Source organism: Pseudarthrobacter sp. NCCP-2145 (assembly GCF_023708005.1).
Classification (GTDB): Bacteria; Actinomycetota; Actinomycetes; order Actinomycetales; family Micrococcaceae; genus Arthrobacter; species Arthrobacter oxydans.
Map to the genome: position 1 here is coordinate 194,629 of NZ_BRCG01000005.1, position 15,944 is coordinate 210,572.

At 63.4% G+C, this 15,944-nt stretch carries 12 protein-coding genes and 1 pseudogene; 4 read left to right on the plus strand and 9 right to left on the minus strand.

The window, feature by feature from the left end; all coding sequences use genetic code 11:
• Positions 1-2 precede the first annotated feature (2 nt).
• Positions 3-1,316 (minus strand): MFS transporter, encoded by a 1,314-nt coding sequence (locus NFU08_RS06405; protein WP_174181923.1) that lies wholly within the window; start codon positions 1,314-1,316, stop codon positions 3-5.
• Positions 1,317-1,466: 150 nt separating this feature from the next.
• On the opposite strand from NFU08_RS06405, the gene NFU08_RS06410 reads away from it, so the two are divergent.
• Both NFU08_RS06410 and NFU08_RS06415 read left to right on the plus strand, forming a co-directional pair.
• Complete coding sequence (locus NFU08_RS06410) at positions 1,467-2,948, plus strand: NAD-dependent succinate-semialdehyde dehydrogenase (RefSeq protein WP_174181921.1); 1,482 nt, start codon at positions 1,467-1,469, stop codon at positions 2,946-2,948.
• A gap of 72 nt (positions 2,949-3,020) precedes the next feature.
• Positions 3,021-3,797, plus strand: coding sequence for an SDR family oxidoreductase (locus tag NFU08_RS06415; protein WP_174181919.1), 777 nt, complete (start codon positions 3,021-3,023; stop codon positions 3,795-3,797).
• Between the two features lie 242 nt (positions 3,798-4,039).
• On the opposite strand, the gene NFU08_RS06420 is transcribed toward NFU08_RS06415, so the two are convergent.
• Positions 4,040-4,234 (minus strand): hypothetical protein, encoded by a 195-nt coding sequence (locus tag NFU08_RS06420; protein WP_174181917.1) that lies wholly within the window; start codon positions 4,232-4,234, stop codon positions 4,040-4,042.
• 167 nt (positions 4,235-4,401) lie between these two features.
• Here NFU08_RS06420 and NFU08_RS06425 point away from each other — a divergent pair, with 167 nt between their 5' ends.
• Positions 4,402-4,617, plus strand: a complete 216-nt coding sequence (locus NFU08_RS06425; protein WP_217432796.1) for a hypothetical protein — start codon at positions 4,402-4,404, stop codon at positions 4,615-4,617.
• A gap of 184 nt (positions 4,618-4,801) precedes the next feature.
• On the opposite strand, the gene NFU08_RS06430 is transcribed toward NFU08_RS06425, so the two are convergent.
• From NFU08_RS06430 to NFU08_RS06445, 4 genes and pseudogenes are all read right to left on the minus strand, one after another.
• Positions 4,802-5,368: a recombinase family protein gene (locus NFU08_RS06430; RefSeq protein WP_251421525.1), complete on the minus strand. Its 567-nt coding sequence runs from the start codon at positions 5,366-5,368 to the stop codon at positions 4,802-4,804.
• A 627-nt stretch (positions 5,369-5,995) separates the two neighbouring features.
• A pseudogene (locus NFU08_RS20980) lies at positions 5,996-6,157 on the minus strand (transposase family protein); the annotation flags it as partial.
• Between the two features lie 381 nt (positions 6,158-6,538).
• Entirely contained in the window at positions 6,539-7,813 is a 1,275-nt protein-coding gene (locus NFU08_RS06440) for a hypothetical protein (RefSeq protein WP_251421527.1), read from the minus strand.
• A gap of 243 nt (positions 7,814-8,056) precedes the next feature.
• Positions 8,057-9,130 (minus strand): glycosyltransferase, encoded by a 1,074-nt coding sequence (locus NFU08_RS06445; protein WP_251421530.1) that lies wholly within the window; start codon positions 9,128-9,130, stop codon positions 8,057-8,059.
• A gap of 361 nt (positions 9,131-9,491) precedes the next feature.
• Between NFU08_RS06445 and NFU08_RS06450 the strand changes: the two genes are divergently transcribed.
• Positions 9,492-10,961, plus strand: a complete 1,470-nt coding sequence (locus NFU08_RS06450; RefSeq protein WP_174178472.1) for a lipopolysaccharide biosynthesis protein — start codon at positions 9,492-9,494, stop codon at positions 10,959-10,961.
• A gap of 308 nt (positions 10,962-11,269) precedes the next feature.
• On the opposite strand, the gene NFU08_RS06455 is transcribed toward NFU08_RS06450, so the two are convergent.
• Genes NFU08_RS06455 through NFU08_RS06465 form a run of 3 tightly spaced genes read right to left on the minus strand, consistent with a single transcriptional unit; the run spans position 11,270 to position 15,627 of the window.
• Complete coding sequence (locus NFU08_RS06455; RefSeq protein ID WP_251421532.1) at positions 11,270-12,745, minus strand: O-antigen ligase; 1,476 nt, start codon at positions 12,743-12,745, stop codon at positions 11,270-11,272.
• A 48-nt stretch (positions 12,746-12,793) separates the two neighbouring features.
• Positions 12,794-13,819, minus strand: coding sequence for an aminoglycoside phosphotransferase family protein (locus NFU08_RS06460; protein ID WP_251421536.1), 1,026 nt, complete (start codon positions 13,817-13,819; stop codon positions 12,794-12,796).
• A complete protein-coding gene (locus NFU08_RS06465) occupies positions 13,816-15,627 on the minus strand; it encodes a hypothetical protein (protein WP_251421539.1) in 1,812 nt (603 codons plus the stop codon). The genes NFU08_RS06460 and NFU08_RS06465 overlap by 4 nt, the downstream gene beginning before the upstream one ends.
• Positions 15,628-15,944 lie beyond the last annotated feature (317 nt).

Here is a 15,944-nt window from a genome sequence, read left to right on the forward strand (position 1 = left end):
TTTTAGGTGTGCGTGAGTTCTTCGACCTTGGGGGCGGTGGCGCCCTTGCGTTCCTTGCCGAGGGTGATCGCGAGCAGCCCGATGAGGGCAGCCCCGGCGATGTACAGCGCAATGCCCCAGGACGCGCCTGTTTCCGTGTAAAGCAGGGCGGCCAGGAAGGGGGCCGGTGCCGAGGTGATGATGCCGCCGATCTGGTAGGCCAGTGAGGCACCTGTGAAGCGGACTTCCGGCTCGAAAAGCTCGGGGATGAAGCTGGCAATGACGGAGTACGCCATGGCATGGGCCACGGGCAGGGCGAGAACCATGGCCAGGACGATCAGGAGGGTCTCACCCGTGTCGACCAGCAGGAATACCGGGTAGGCCAGAAGCGCGACGGCCAGGGCGCCGGCCTGGAGGATCTTCTTCTTGCCGAGCCTGTCCGCCACTGTAGCGACCAGGGGGATGGTGAAGACCTGGATAAAGGCGGCGAAGATAACGGAGAGGAAGATGACGTCCCGGCTGACCCCGACGACTCCGGGGCCGTAGCTGAGCATGTAGACCGAACAGATGTAGAAGATGATGTTCGGCGAGGCCATGGCCAGGGAGCCGAGGATGAGCGGCTTCTTGGCGCTCCGGAATACTTCGAGGAAAGGAACCCGGACGTCTTTCTCCTCCGACTTCATCTTGAGGAACTCCGGCGATTCGGAGACGCGCAGCCGGATGAAGAGTCCGACCACAATCAACAGTGCCGAGAGGAGGAACGGGATGCGCCAGCCCCAGGTGTTGAAGAACTCCGGCGGCGTCTTCTGCATGAGGAAGAAGATGCCGCTGGAGAGCACGAGGGCCGCGGGTACGCCGCACTGGGTCCACGAGGCGTAAAAGGCGCGGCGGTTTGCCGGAGCGTGCTCGAGTGCCATGAGCACCGCGCCGCCCCATTCACCGCCGACGGCAAGGCCCTGCAGGAAGCGCAGGGCAACGAGGATGATCGGCGCAGCAATGCCGATCGCGTCGTAGTTCGGCAGGAGGCCGACGATAAAGGTTGATGCACCCATCACCAGGAGGGACCACACGAGCATCTTCTTGCGACTGTACTTGTCGCCGAAATGCCCGAAGATGGCGCCGCCGAACGGGCGGGCAACGAAGGCTACAGCGAACGTGGCAAGGGACGCGAGGGTGGCCGCTGCCGGATCGAGCGTGGGAAAAAACTGGTTGTTCAGGACCAGTACGGCGGCTGTGCCGAAGATGTAGTAGTCGTACCACTCAATGGTGGTGCCGATCATCGAAGCCGCTGCCACTCTCCGGGGAATAGCGCTGGCTGAACTTGTCTTGGTACTCATGGAGGCCCCGTTGCCTTTCGGTGCTGGAAAGTTAATTACCTCACACAGAATGGCTGCATGTAACATGTAAGTCAACCGCAGCAGCATATTTCGTGGCTGTGCGCCTTCAATTTGCAGACTTGACACCTTCAACAGGAGCAGAGGAATCACATGGTTGAGATCCCAAGCACCACCAAGCTCACCGCCGATCACGGTACTTTCAGCATCCCCACAGGCCTCTTCCTCAATGGAGAGTGGCGGCCCGCGCAGGACGAGGCACACATCCCGGTGGTGAACCCGGCCACCGGCGAAGAGTTCGCAGCCGTCTCGGACGCCTCACTCAAAGACGCGGCAGAGGCCCTCGACGCCGCCTCCGCGGCGCAGGAGGCGTGGGGACTGACCAAGCCGCGCGTTCGGGCCGAGCTCCTGCGTAAGGCCTTTGACGCCGTCATCGCCCGCACGGAAGATTTCGCATGGACGATGGCGACCGAAATGGGCAAACCCTTGGCTGAGGCCAGAGGCGAAGTGGCGTACGCGGCAGAGTTTCTCCGCTGGTTTTCCGAACAGGTACCGTCCCAGACCGGCAATTACGGGCCCGCGCCTGATGGTGATTACCGGATAATAACGACTTACCAGCCAGTGGGTCCGTCGTTGCTGATCACGCCGTGGAATTTCCCTCTCGCCATGGGAACCCGGAAAGTCGGAGCGGCCCTGGCTGCCGGCTGCACTGTGATCATCAAGCCGGCATCCCAGACCCCGCTGACGATGCACCTCTTCGTGGAGGTCCTGCGTTCGGTCGGTATCCCTGATGGCGTCGTCAACCTCGTCACCACCAGCAAGTCAGGGGCACAGTCTGCGGCCTTGATGAGCGACCGGCGCCTGCGCAAGGTCAGCTTTACGGGCTCCACCGGAGTCGGTACGGCCCTGCTGAAGCAGGCGGCGGACAACGTCATGGCATCCTCCATGGAGCTGGGCGGCAACGGGCCATTCCTGGTCCTCTCGGACGCCGACGTCGAGGCAGCCGCGGAGGGGGCGGTCACCGCGAAGTTCCGCAATGCCGGCCAGGCCTGTGTCGCGGCCAACCGGATCATCGTTCACAAGGACGTACTGCCTGCCTTCCGGGAAAGCTTCCTGAAGCGTGTGGCCGAACTGCGTGTCGGCGCCGGCACGGCCGCCGGAACCACCGTGGGTCCGCTCGTCGACGGCAAGCAGCGGGACTCCGTGCTGGAACTCCTGGAAACGGCCAAGGGCGAGGGGGCAAATGTTCTCGCGGGCGGCCACGCGATCGAAGGGGAAGGCTTCTTTATGGAGCCCACCGTCATCGACGGGGTGGCTCCGGGCTCCACGATCGCGCGAGCGGAAATCTTTGGTCCCGTCGCTGTTCTCTATGCGGCCGATTCCGACGACGACGCCATCGACATGGCGAACGACACCGAGTACGGGCTTGTGGCCTACCTGTACACCCAGAATCTCAGCAAGGCGATGCGGGCGGCCGAACGCTTGGAGACAGGAATGGTGGGCATCAACCGCGCGATTATTTCCGAGGCGGCCTCACCGTTCGGCGGTATCAAGTCATCAGGTCTTGGCCGCGAAGGCGGACCTACAGGTATCGAGGAATACCAGGACATGAAATACATCGCCCTGACCCTCTAACACCAAGGAGACAAGCTACGTGAACGCTTCAGGACGCATCCCTGCATTGCCTCGGGCGCGGCGGGCCTCCTAGTGGATCTCGGCATTGAGGGGAAGACAGCCTTCGTGGCGGCGTCTACCGGGGGCCTGGGATTGGCCGTCGCCTCGGCATTGGCCTATGAAGGCGCGAACCTGGTTATCACGGGCCGACGGGGCGAGGAGGCCAGAAGGATCGCAGCAGAGTTGCCATCCGCAGCGATCGGCGTTGAAGCCGATCTGTGCACGCATGACGGCCTCACCGCGGCTGTGACCGCCGCCAACGCTCGCTTTGGGTCCGTGGACATCCTCGTGCTCAACGGACCCGGGCCGGCCCCGGGAACAGCGGCCGGCCTCACCAGTGCAGATATGTCCTCCGCGTTTGATCTCTTGCTTCGGCCCCCGCACGCACTCGTGAGCAGCCTTCTGCCAGGCATGAGAAATCGTCGTTGGGGCCGGATTCTGGCAATAGGCTCAAGCGGTGTGGCCGCCCCATTGCCGAATCTGGCGCTGTCCAACACCGGCCGGGCCGCCTTGGCCGGGTATCTGAAAACGCTCGCGGCGGAGGTGGCTTCGGACGATGTCACAGTCAACATGCTGCTTCCGGGGCGAATCGCGACAGAGCGGACCCGAGGCCTTGACCTTGCCGCAGCCCGACGACGCGGAGTCAGCGTTGACGTCATTGAGGCAGAATCACGTGCGTCCATCCCGGCGGGGCGTTACGGAAGCACCGAGGAATTCGGAGCGACGGCGGCTTTTCTGTGCAGCGGTTTTGCCTCCTATGTCACGGGCACAGCGCTTCGCTGCGACGGTGGGCTGGTTCGGAGCTTATGATCTCGTCCGGTTTCCTTAGTTTTCGCGGGTCAGGCACAGGCGCTCTCTCCCTTACCACCACACCGGGTGGGGGAGAGAGCGCCTGCGCCGACGATCGAGCCCGTCCACCGGCTTCAAAGAAGATCGCCTTGCCAACCGACCTTTACCGACCTTTCGGCCATGCCGAATGATCAGCGCCCTACGAATCGCTCGCTCCGCTCGTCTTAGGGTCAAACGCCATAGCCCCGGTCACACTGGGGGAACTAACCACCATCGCCCGCATCGACCCGGCCCACGGCGGCACGACCGCTTTTCCCGAAGTGGACGTTCCCGATGTGGATGCGTGGTGCGGCAGCATCGCGGAGGAGTTTGGCCTCCTTGTGGCGCCGGGGAACGCGTGCTTCGGCGTCCCCGGCCGCGTGCGGATCAATCTCGGTCTGCGTCCAAAACAAGGGCACAGCGTTTCCCTTGCTGGCACAGGCGTTCACGAAGCTTCATCGAGGGGCAGCCACCAGCAGGTTGGCAGGGCAATGATGAGCTTGCTACAGGTGCCATCGTGGGGCGGTCAGAGGCAGCGGCGGCCCGCGAGAGCGCCCTCACAATCGAGACCCGAGAAAGCCGGACCATGCAAAGAACCATTGACCTCCCAATCACCGTGATTGCAACCGACCGTGCCGGGATGGAAAGCGGACTCGACGAAGCCGTGGCTGTCGCGAGGACGCGGGCATTGCATGAAGGGCGCCAAGGAATCCTGGTAACGAGGCATGACTACTACGCGTTCACGGTCGGCCTTAGCGATGACGTGCCCTTCGGCCTGACCCGCGAATATCAGAACTGGTAAGGCAACCCGCAGGCCCGAGAGACGAATCGGCGAACAGATGGGGTCGGGCATCCGCCCCTTCGAGAGGTTGGGAAAGACGCTTCTCCCCTGTGATTCAGGGCTTTTCGAAGCGCCGATAATGGTGATTCCGTCAAGCCGGCGCCGCACAGGCTATTGCACATGGACGGCGCAGGCGGGGGAGGGCTTACGAGAGTTTGGCCTGGCGGAGGTACTGGTAGACCGTTTCCCGGCTGATCCCAAAATCACGGGCAAGGAGGGCCTTTGGAACACCGCTGCCGGCGCGCTCAACGAGTTCGGCCGCCCGTTCCGGGGTGAGCGTCTTTTTCCGTCCTTTGTAGGCACCGCGCTGCTTGGCCAGCGCGATCCCTTCCCGCTGGCGTTCCCTGATGAGGGAGCGTTCGAATTCAGAAAAGGCTCCCATAACGGAGAGCATGAGGTTTGCCATGGGGGAGTCCTCGCCGGTGAAGACCAGGCTCTCTTTAACGAACTCCACCCGCACACCTTTGCGCGTGAGGTTTTGGACCAAGGCACGCAGGTCATCAAGGTTCCGGGCTAGCCGGTCCATGCTGTGAACCACTACGGTGTCCCCATCCCGGGCGAACCGCAGCAACTCCGTAAGCTCTGGCCTTGCGGTGTCCCTGCCGGAGGCCTTGTCCGTGAAGACCCGGTCCAGAACCTGGCCCTCGAGCTGGCGTTTCTCGTTCTGATCCAGCGTGCTCACCCGCACGTATCCGATCCGCTGTCCGGCCACTGATCGCCTCCAACCTTGAACCCGTCAGGTTGAGTTCTAGGCTTCTCTCAGAAAGAAGTCAAGACCAACCGCGAACTTGTCAGGTTGGGGTGTAGCTCATGGGACTGTCCGATAAACGGTGTGTCGAGTCCGGCCGGTTTTCATTGTTGAGTGGTTCTTTCGAACCGGCCAGCGAAGGTAATAGCGAACGCGTTTAGCGCAGGCTTCCACCTCATCACCCAGCCAGTCCCCGACGCCCTTGTGGTCTCGGCCGTCGACCACGCCGAGGACTTGGCCGGTGTCCAGATCCACGATGGTTGTCATCCACGGCTCGAACCGTGTCCACGCCTTCGTGGTCGGGTCCTGGAAGTAGCGCACGGACCGGAACCGGTGTTCATCAATGCCCAGCATCCGCGGACTGAGCTTGTCCACGTCGGGCAGCCGCAGCAGGCAGGCCTCGGTCACCGCAGCCCGGACCATCCACCAGGACACGGCGAAGCCGGCAGCTGTCTCCGAGAAAGCCCTGCCGGAGCGAATGACCGCGTCCACGAGCTGGTCCCGCAGCCGGCTCGTCGACCGGGCACGGCGCGGCACTTGCGGCGTGGATTCGAAGAACGAGAGCCGGTCGCACGCTGACTCTTCGCAGTACCAGCGGTACTTGGACCAGAGCACGTCCACCGGCCCGGCGACGGGAATATCGCGGAGCCGTTGAAGGCGGCGTTCCTTCCGCCGGGAGGCAATGACCCCACAGCTCGGGCAGCCCGGTAGCGCGTCAGTTTCGACGATGACCTGACGGCGGCCAGCGGACATGGTCGTGGAGATGACACGGTAGTCGGGCAGGTTGAAGAGGATGGTGGCAGCATCGGCTGCGACCCCGGTAGGCTCGTTCAAGGCTCGTGGTCCTGTTCCAGGTTGAATGCTTAGACACACTCATCCCAACAGGGCCACGGGCCCCTTTGTCTTCAACGACACGAACTCAATTCCCCATCAACCGCGAAGAGCCGGCAACCTCCCCAGCCGGGCCTGCCCTGCGGTGGCGGGCTCCCAGACTGATGGCGGGCGACCATCCCCAGGGCGTAAACAAGTCCTCCCGGCGCATGCAGCGGCCTCTTGCGCGCTGGCTGGGCCTCCCCTGCACTGCGGGGACGCCGACGCTGGTGCAGCGGTATGCCGCGCTCCAGCCTCGGAGCCTTACCGCCGCGACGTCGACCGCGGCCGGGACACGAAGCGCGGACCCATGACCGCAGGCACGGACCTCACTTGCGGCCTCAGGGGTACCGTCATGGCCACCACCGATCCCACAGTCAACCAGAGGACGGGGGTGGATGCCATGGAGGAGGCGGACTCCGAAGAAGCGACAGTAAGCAGGAAGCCCACGGCCAGCCACACAGGCAGGCTCTGCGTCCGCGGAACCCGGCGGAGGAGCTTTCCGAGGTGGATCAGGAGCAGGAGGGCGGCAGCAATCATGGGCCAGCCGATCCACGCGAAATACAGCCCCAGCAGGCTCTCACTGCCCACACCAGTGGATGCGCCTTCAAGCGCGGCCTGGTAGCCGGTCGTGCCGAAGCCCAGGCCTGCCGGCGACTGCAGGCCAAGCATGAAACCGGACAACAGGCCATCCGAATGGCTGGCGGTGTTGCCCTGTTCAATGAAGGTGCTGAACAGGTACCCCCCAAGGCCGAGGCCTACAAGAATGCCCGCGTATTTCCCCACCTTGGTCCAGATGAAGTAGATCACGGTGACCACAAGGAAAATCAATATGCCTGCCCGGGCATATGCAAAGAACAGGGTGGCGCCGATGGCAGCAAGCATTGCAAGCCGCGCGAAACTCCTGAGCCTTGCGACGGCAGCAAAGGCGCCGAGGCCAAGCAGGAAGCCCATGACGGGAGGGTTCATGAAGGGACCGCCCGGACGGAAGGTGAGGTCACCGTTGGACACTCCGTCCGCGAAGTAGGCCGGCGGCAAACCCATGCGCATACTGCGGGGGTTCCCGCCCACAACGTTGACGTGGTACCAGGACGGGTCAAGGAGAGGCGCCTGCATGACTTCCTCAGCCAGGGCCCATGCCACGGTCAGCCCGGCCAGCAGCAGCAGGTAGGCGCTGATCTTCCGCCATTTGATGTCGTCCCGGTAGACGAACCCGGCGAACACCAGGCCAAGCGGCATGAGTACCTGCCGTGCCTGGGCAATGCCGATGTCCGCATCCGGTGATCGGATGAATCCGATACCCACAAGTATGACCAGCAGCAGCATCATCCCAAGCGCCTTGTGCAGGCGCTTGTCCTGGGAGCTGAAGGCCCTGATAACGGCGGCTGCAACAAGAACCGCCGCAGGCACGTCATCCAGGTACTGGAAGGCATCAGACCTGGTGAGGGTGATGAGCGGCGCCTGCGACCAGCCGGCCGCAATGACCAGCAGGATCAGTACATGGTAGGAGCGCCCAAGGATCAGTACCAGACTGATCACGGCGGAAGCGGTAACAACGAAAGGCAGTAGCACGAGTTGGTCGTCCCTCTCGAGATTGCTGCAACGCCTCCAGAATCGCTGCAATGCAGGGTCAAGCCCCGGAATCATCCGGACAGGTTTCAATACCCGCAGTATCGCAAGCATCGCGTGTGACGGAATCCGTCGTTCCTCACGCTAGGCCGACCAGCATCTCCCAACAAGTGCCAGGCCGCGAGTATGTGGATACCCACAACCGGCTGTGCGTCATGAACCTCCCCCGTTGACCGCCTCTCTCCAGCAGGCCAGGTACGGCGCGGCAGCCAACGCGACAGTCCGCCCGGTCTGCAGCGCCGTTATCTGGCGGTCGAGGCGTTCCAGCTCGGTCGAATCGGTGATGGTCCTGTGGGCAGCGTCCGCCAGTTCCCGGACGGAGGCGGGAACCACGATCAGCCCGCCGGCCTTGGATGCTTCCCCCAGCGTTCCGGAGTCGAATCCGATCACGGGGGTGCGGTAGGCGAAGGCCCTTGAGGCCACTCCGGAGGCAGGCAGGATATTGCCGTAAAAGCGGCTCGTCTTGTCATAGGGCAGGAGGATGGCCCTCACGGATTCAAAGAAGGCGTCCTCCTGCCGCCCCTCGACCGCTCCCAGGATGGTGACTCCGGGGATCGGTGGCAGCTGTTCGGTTCCCCTGCCGGCCACGCGGATTTCGACGTCCGGCGGGAGTTCGCGACGAAGCTCGACCAGCCTGTCGAAGCCTTTGCCTTTGGAGGCGTGGCCGTAGAGTCCTACCGCCAGAGGACGCTGGGAAGCAGGCTTCAGGGCAGGCCTGGGCGGCACGAAGTGCCAGGTGCTGAGCACCCGGCAAGCGGGAAAAGTTTGCCGAAGCGCTGCCGCGCCGGCTTCACTGAGCGCAAACAGGGTGGTGTCCCGCAACAGCCACCGTTCCAGCCGGGCACTGACAGGGCGCAGCGGGAGATGGATGCCGTGGTGCAGCAGCTTGCTCCGGGCCACCCACTTGAAGCGGAAAGGCCACCACGCGGCCAGCGGGGGGTCATGCACGGTGGCCGTTGTGGCGACGTCCCGCGAGCGGCCTGCCAGAAGCCAAAAGGGACCCAGCGACGCCGCTGACAACTCGAAGTGAACCACCACCCGGCCGGCGGCGAGTGATTCCTTCACGGCCACGGAGAGCCTGCGCCGGTCACGGAACACGTCAAGGAGCCCTACGTTGCCCGGTCCCGCAGTCCTGATTTCGCGGAATGCCGAAAAGTTGGGCACAGCCGCGGCGATGAACTCTTCCGCATAGTCGCCGACTCCACCCGAACTTATACGGGGTGCCACCAGAATGAGTGTGGCGGGAATTGGAGAAGTATTAGATACAGGCACTGCGTCTGAATTAGCCACGTTACTCCGCTTTTGCACCAAAGGGACGAAAAACTATTCGGCATGGACCCTGGAAATTATCACTAAGGATGCGTCCGGCCTTCACTACAGTATGCACCAGCACCCAGGGGACAAACCGGAAAATTGAGCAAACAATTCGTTTTCCCCCTTCCGTCCACCCGGATCGCCGGAAGACCGGTCTCCCGATGCCCGGAAACAATATTTAGCTCAATAACTGCTCAATTACGGTGAATTCCTCCCACCGGTCCGCACCCAGACAGTAAACTTCTGCAAAGAGGCCACAGGAAGGCTCCAACCCATGACGAACGTTGCTGGTGGACTTGCCCGTGTCGGTTTCCGGGGCGCGGTGTGGCAGGGGCTTGCCCTGGTGGGCGGGAAGGCGATCGTCCTCATAACGACGATCGTGCTGGCACGCCTCCTGTCGCCTGAACAGTATGGCCTCGTGGCCGCGGCACTGGTCCTCATGGCCTACGTCGAGACCGTTGCCGATGCCGGCGTCGCTCAGGCCCTGGTCTATCTGCCTGCCTCCGGCGTCGCGGCCCGCTCGGCGCTGCTGGTTTCAGTGGTTCTTGGTTCATCCCTGGCCCTCCTGACGTTCTTCTCGGCGCCATGGATCGCCGGGCTTTTCCAGCTGCCGGACGTGGGCCCCCTGGTACAGGTGCTGTCCATCGCAGTCCTGGCAACGTCGCTGGGTGCGGTTCCGGAAGCCCTGCTGCGACGCGACCTTCTGTTCAGGCGGCTGGCGGTTGCCCCGATTGTCCGGGCGCTCGTCACGGGAGTACTGAGCCTGGTCCTCGCCTTCGCAGGGTACGGTGCCTTCTCGCTCGCGGCGGGCACCGCGGCAGGGGCGGTTGCGTACGCAGCCACGTGCTGGTGGCTTGTCCGCAAGGGCGCTCCCTGGCAGATCTGGCGCGTGGCCAAAGACGCCCTCCGGGCAAACCTCAAATTCGGCGTTCCCGTGGCAGGCAGCAATCTCCTGGCACGGCTGATCTTCGACATCGACTATGTGATCATCGGCGTGATCCTTGGCGCCCAGGCCCTTGGTTATTACACGCTGGCCTTCAGGCTGCCCGAAGCCCTGATCATCAACGTCTTCTTTGTGCTCTCCACGGTCCTGTTCCCGCTTTACACCCAGGTGCAGCACCAGCCGGAACGGCTGCGGGACGGCTACCTGAAGGGTGTCCGTGTGCAGTCCCTGTACGGCATGACGGCGGGGGTGGGCCTGGCGGTACTGGCGCCGATTCTCGTCCCCCTGGTCTTTGGCGGCCAATGGTCCGAGTCGGTCATTCCGCTTGTCTTCCTGGCCCTGTATGCGGCAGCACGCTCCCTGGGAGCGGGCGCGAACGACGTCTACAAGGCCATCGGCCGGCCCGGCATTTCGATCACGTTCTCACTCATTCGGTTGGCAGTGCTGGTGCCGGTCCTGCTGGTGGCTGCCCAATGGGGGATCATCGCCGTTGCGTGCGCCCAGATGGCTACAGCACTTCTTTTCGCCATCGGAATGCAGACGGTGGCTGCCAAAGTGATCCACATCGGACCAAAAGCAATGCTGCGCGCTGTTTTGCCGGCCTTCGCCTGCAGCATTGCCGTGGCGGCGGCCGGAACCATCATGTTCCTGCAACCCTACTTGGGGGCTCCACTGACAGCGGCGCTGGTATTTGTGACTGCCATAGCCGCCGTGTACGGCGTCCTCCGGTGGGGATTCCCAACCCTGCACCATGAGCTGCTTCACCTCGTTCGCCGCCGGCAGGACGCCCCGGCTGAATAGGAGGGCTCGGGCAATCGTCCCCGCGCAGGCGGGGATGCGGCCCGGGCCGGCGTGTCCGGGCAGGCCGGTGTCGACGATCACCTGCCGCCGGCATCACCACGGCGGAGACGGCGGCAGGCGGGCAGGTACCTAGAGCCGGGGCGTCAGATGTCGCTGCCGGTGTCGACGAGCGCCACAGCGCGACGGCGGGTTCCGGCCAGGAAGGCAGCCTGACCCGCCAGGACCTGCTTGGACCGGAGGTGCCCTGCCGGCCCACGTCCTTTACAAACCACGTCCCTTACAAAGCAGGTCCGTGCAAACCAGGTCCCTTACAAGGGGAATGCCTCCCTGCGCGGGACAGCAGGCACGGCATCCGGCTCCTGTTGCGCCGCAAGGTCCGAGCCGATGACCAGGCCGAGAATGATGAAGTAGGGTGCCGCGGAGTTGGGGCTGAGCGCTACTTCATTAAAGGCGGCATTCAAGAGGAACCCGCCCAGGAGGCCTGCCGCCAACGTCCTATCGCGGAGGTCTTTGATTCGTAGGACGTGTTTGGACAGCTGGACAAAAAACACCAGGTACACGGCCAGTCCGACTATTCCGAGTTGACCGATGACCATGCCCAGTCCGCTCTCCGTCACAGCAGACGTGGACTCGGACCCTTCCGAAAATAGACCAGCGAGGACTCCGGAACTGCCCAGTCCACGCCCGAGTGGATGGTGCGGGAACTCCACAAAGGCAGCGGTGAACCCGTCAATGTGTGCCGCAGTACTGCCTGTCGAACTGGATACGGTAAACAAATAGAAGTTGTAGGCCCCGGCAGCCAGCAGCAACAGCGCAATGATGTGGCTGGTTCTCGATGCGTAGAAGCGAGTCCAGAATGCCAGGAACACGATCAGGCCAAGGAGTGCACCCTTGCTGACGGCCAAAACCATCGCCGCCACCGTTGCGATCTGGCAGAGCAGCCCGCGGAGATACCAAGCCGCCATGAACACGGCGAAGAGGAAGGTTCCGAAATTAACCGGGTCCGCGAAGGGGCCCGCCATGCGCCTGAGGAACTCGCCCGGAACCACCTGCTCCGAAGCAAAGAAGTTCTTGGGCAGGCCGGAGTCCTGCTGGACAGAAATTCCCTTCTTCTCCCACAGGTCCCGGAGGTTGAGTGTCTGCCAGAAATCAGGGGTGTTCGCTTCAATGAAGCCGAAGACAATCGCCACGAAGCCCAGCATCACCAGGTAGCGGAGGTATACGGCATGCTTGGCCCAGGCGCTGGCATGCAGGCCGATAAGGAGGAACAGGAAAGGAGCCACGATGTTCCTTGAGGAGGCGGCTGCTGCTGCCAGGTCATGTTGGAACAACACAACGGTTGCAGCACCGTAGAGAACAAGGATGGCCAGGCAGGTTGTCACTGCCTTGATCAGCTTCCGAAGGGCCTTCCCTTCCGGAGCCGGCTTTTTTGCCGAGATCAAAACCAGATACAGGGCAACCGAGAAGAGGAAATTCAGGATGATGGCAAACTGGAGCCGTCCGCTGTCCATGGCATCGGCGACAGTGGTCAGATAGACGTTCTGCGTCGCTGACATGATCGTCGGGATGATGAGGAAGAACGAAATTTCGGCCTTTCGCTCAGCCAGCCGGTGAATCAATTGCGCGGTGACGGAAAAAAAGACCACTGCCGCCACTGCGGCAAGAATGGCGATGGAGCCGAGGCTGGCGGCGACGGTGATGAGTACCAGCCCGCCGCCGAACAGCAGGAAGGGGACGATGTCGACCCTGGGCGAGAACTCGGAGGCCGTTTTCTTGGTGTACATCTTCTCCCCATACTGTCGAGCGTGCAGCCAATCAGCGGCTGATCGTACCTAGGCAGGAACCGCTGCCCAGTCGGTGACCGCATGGCGCCAGAGCCAGAAGTCGCGGTCAGCTGTCACTGCGGCCTGGACATGGCCGGTATCCCCTTCATGTACGGCCTGGCCTGCCAGGCGGTAAGTCATGGTGGCTGCTGAACGAGCCCATGTTGCGATGACCAGGTAGGGAAGCAGTTCCGGTTCCACACCTCGCAGCCGCAGGTGTTGCGCCAGGGGTTTCAAGGCCCATCCACCGGGACTGAAGGCATTCTCGAAGGCCCGGAGCTGGAGCCGGCGGGAGGACAACGCATCTTCCTGGGACTGGCCGATGTACTGCAGGTAGAAAATCAGGTCATGGGCGGGCAGGCCATCAAGGCGCGAGCGTTCCCAGTCCACCACCTGGAGCCGGCCGTTGGGCTGCAGGAAGAGATTCTGGTAGCTGAGGTCTCCGTGTTCCACAACTGCCGGAAGCTGCTCGGCGCGCATTGGCGCCAGCACCTCGTGGGTGCGCTCGATCAGCCGGGCCACTTCCGTGTCAGCCGGCAGCAAGGATGCGAGTTCGTCCAGGGGGCCGGCGATGGTCCGCTGGTACCAGTCGGCGTTTTCCCGTACCGGCCTGGTGCAGGGCAGCGCAGCGACGAAGTTCAGGCCTGCGTCCAAGGCTCGGGGAAAGTCCTGCACAACGAGGTGGGGCTCCAGCAGGCTGCCCACCACGGCAGTCTCAATGAGCACTGTCTGCCCCCCGACGTCCAGTACTCCCACAACCTCCGGCGCACCCTGTTCGGAGCCGACTCCCAACGACTTGAGCTGGAGCAGGACATCGGCTTCTTTGCGCACGCTTTCGTTGTCTCCCGGCTGGCGGGGGATCTTGACCACGAGCCGGGGAACCTGGGCGTCTGTGGAAAAAATGAGGGCCACCACGTGCCGTGACGTGACAAACTGCGGCGTCAGCAGAAGTGTGTCCCATTGGCCGGTGAGTCCGAACTTCCTAAGCTCGAGCGTCCGGTAGTTATCGCGGAGGATCTGGTCAATGTATTTCACGGCAACTCCTGCCGCCCAGGCTCCGGCGCCCGTCGGCCCACCACGGTTCCTTCTGCGGCGGCCACGTTGAACAGGCCCAGGTTCAACGCAAGCCTCCCGATCGCAGCCTTGGCTTTTCCAAAGCGTACGCCCGAATAATGCGCGAGGGTATCCTGGACCGCGGTCCTCGATGCCGTGGGGACAAAGCGTGCCGGCCGTTCGAGTGTCGGCACATGCCAGTAGACCGCCACGTCATCGAAGCCTGACCTCTCCAGCGCCCGCTTCCAGCCTGCGAGGGTGTGCGGGCCCGGACGGGTACCCAATGAGCGCCTGACCTGCAGGCAGATCCAGCCGCCCGGCCGGAGTGACGCGGCAGCGCTGGCAAACAGGGGCGCGTCCGGTTCGGAGAGCAGGACGACGTCGAGGTCGTTCGCCGGGGCGGGTGCGGGAGGTGCCTGGATACGGCGGGCGGACGGGTCCAGCAGGCTGATCGCCGCCACCGCGTCGTTGCTCAGCCCGCCCCCATAGCCGAGCTTCTCCGGTTGGCTTACGGGAAGCAGGAAGCGCCAATCAAGCAGCGTCCACAGATGCAGGGGTAGCGGTTCCGTGCCGGCGTGCCCGTCCACTCCCTTGGGCGCCGCGACCTTCCACAAGAGCCCGCTGGCCTTTGCGCGGACCTGGGACTCTGACTGGCTGGCGTCCAGGACGTGCGCTGAGGGAATGTCCTCGGCCAGCTCCAGATAGGCCTTTCGCCATTCCTCCAGTTTCTGGGGAGTATGTTCACCCTTCCTGGCAAACATGACCTCACCGGGGACGTCAAGGACCAGGACGAGGTCAGGGTGTGGCTGGAACCGGAGGGCCAGCGCGTCCGTCAACGCAGCCAGGCGGCTGTCCGCCTTCGAGCCGGGGAGCAGGACATCGAAGGCGAGGCGGTCCATCAGCACCACCCTGCCCCGGAGGGAGTAGTACCGGGCGGCAAGTCCGGCGCGCAAGATGCGGAATACCTTCCTGACCAGGAACCCGCCGCGGATCTTTTGGAGCCACCTGTCCACGGGACTGCTGGACCACAGTCCCATGTAGACGTAGGCAGAAGGCAGGGGACAGCTGGAACGGAGGCCGTGGAGCAGGGTGGTCTTGCCTGCCCCGTCGGGGGCCAGCACTCCTGCCACGGGCCCGCGGCCCTTGAGCCTGGGGCCCACCCGCCGCAGCGCCCTGTTGCCAGAGCTCGTAAGCCACGGCGGAATCCTGGTGCCGGTCCATCGGCTTTTCAGGCCAGCCGCGGCGGCAGGGACGTCCTCGAAATTTTCGGACCGCAGCAGGTTGAGCAGCTTTCCCGCTGTTCCGGTCCCGAATTTCCGGTCCAGGAACAGGGCGATGGGGTTTTCGACGGTCGCCACGGCAGCTGCGGACCGGGCCGCCGGGGCTTTGGCGGGAGTAATTTCACCCTTGTCGAGCACCAAATGCAGGATGTGGAGCCAGGCCTGGTCCTGGATTTCCGGCAGCCACAACGGCCCCAGGGTCACGCGCCGCCGAAGGCAGCCGGCGGCCAGGGCGGTCCCGAGCTCCTGGAACTTCCCAAAACGAATGTCCGAGACCACGTCCAGTTTGATCCAGAGATCCTCTTCGGCGAGGTAGCGGAAGTAGAAGCGGTGGCTCCCGTGGCCCAGCGCTGCCACGCGCCGGAACCCTGCACTGGCAAGATGGCGGTCCAGGCCGGGCACCAGCTCAGCGGAAACAAGCAGGTCAACATCGCCCGCCGGCCGCACCAGGTCGTCCTCGCCCCTCAGCAGAGCCCATGGCAGCCCGGAGTTGTCGAGTTCCCGGAACACCGTAATCAGCGCCGAATTAACCTTTGGAATGACGCCTGCATTATTGCCGTGTGGATATTTGCTGGCAAATTCCGACTCAGAATAGGAAACCGGAAGTTGGGGGGAATTCGACAATTCGCTCACCACTTCTTGATAGTTTGGAATCTGGGTGCCCGCCCCCTGCACGCCGGCAGGGCACCGCTGATCCGATGGCAGTCCCGAGAGCCTACCCCCTACCTAATGGGGTGGCACGAGTAGTGGGTACTCACATTTTTGGGCCCGTGCCCCCTGAACTACGTAGGTAAAGGGCATGTTGCTGCCGCCTGCAGCGGGAATAG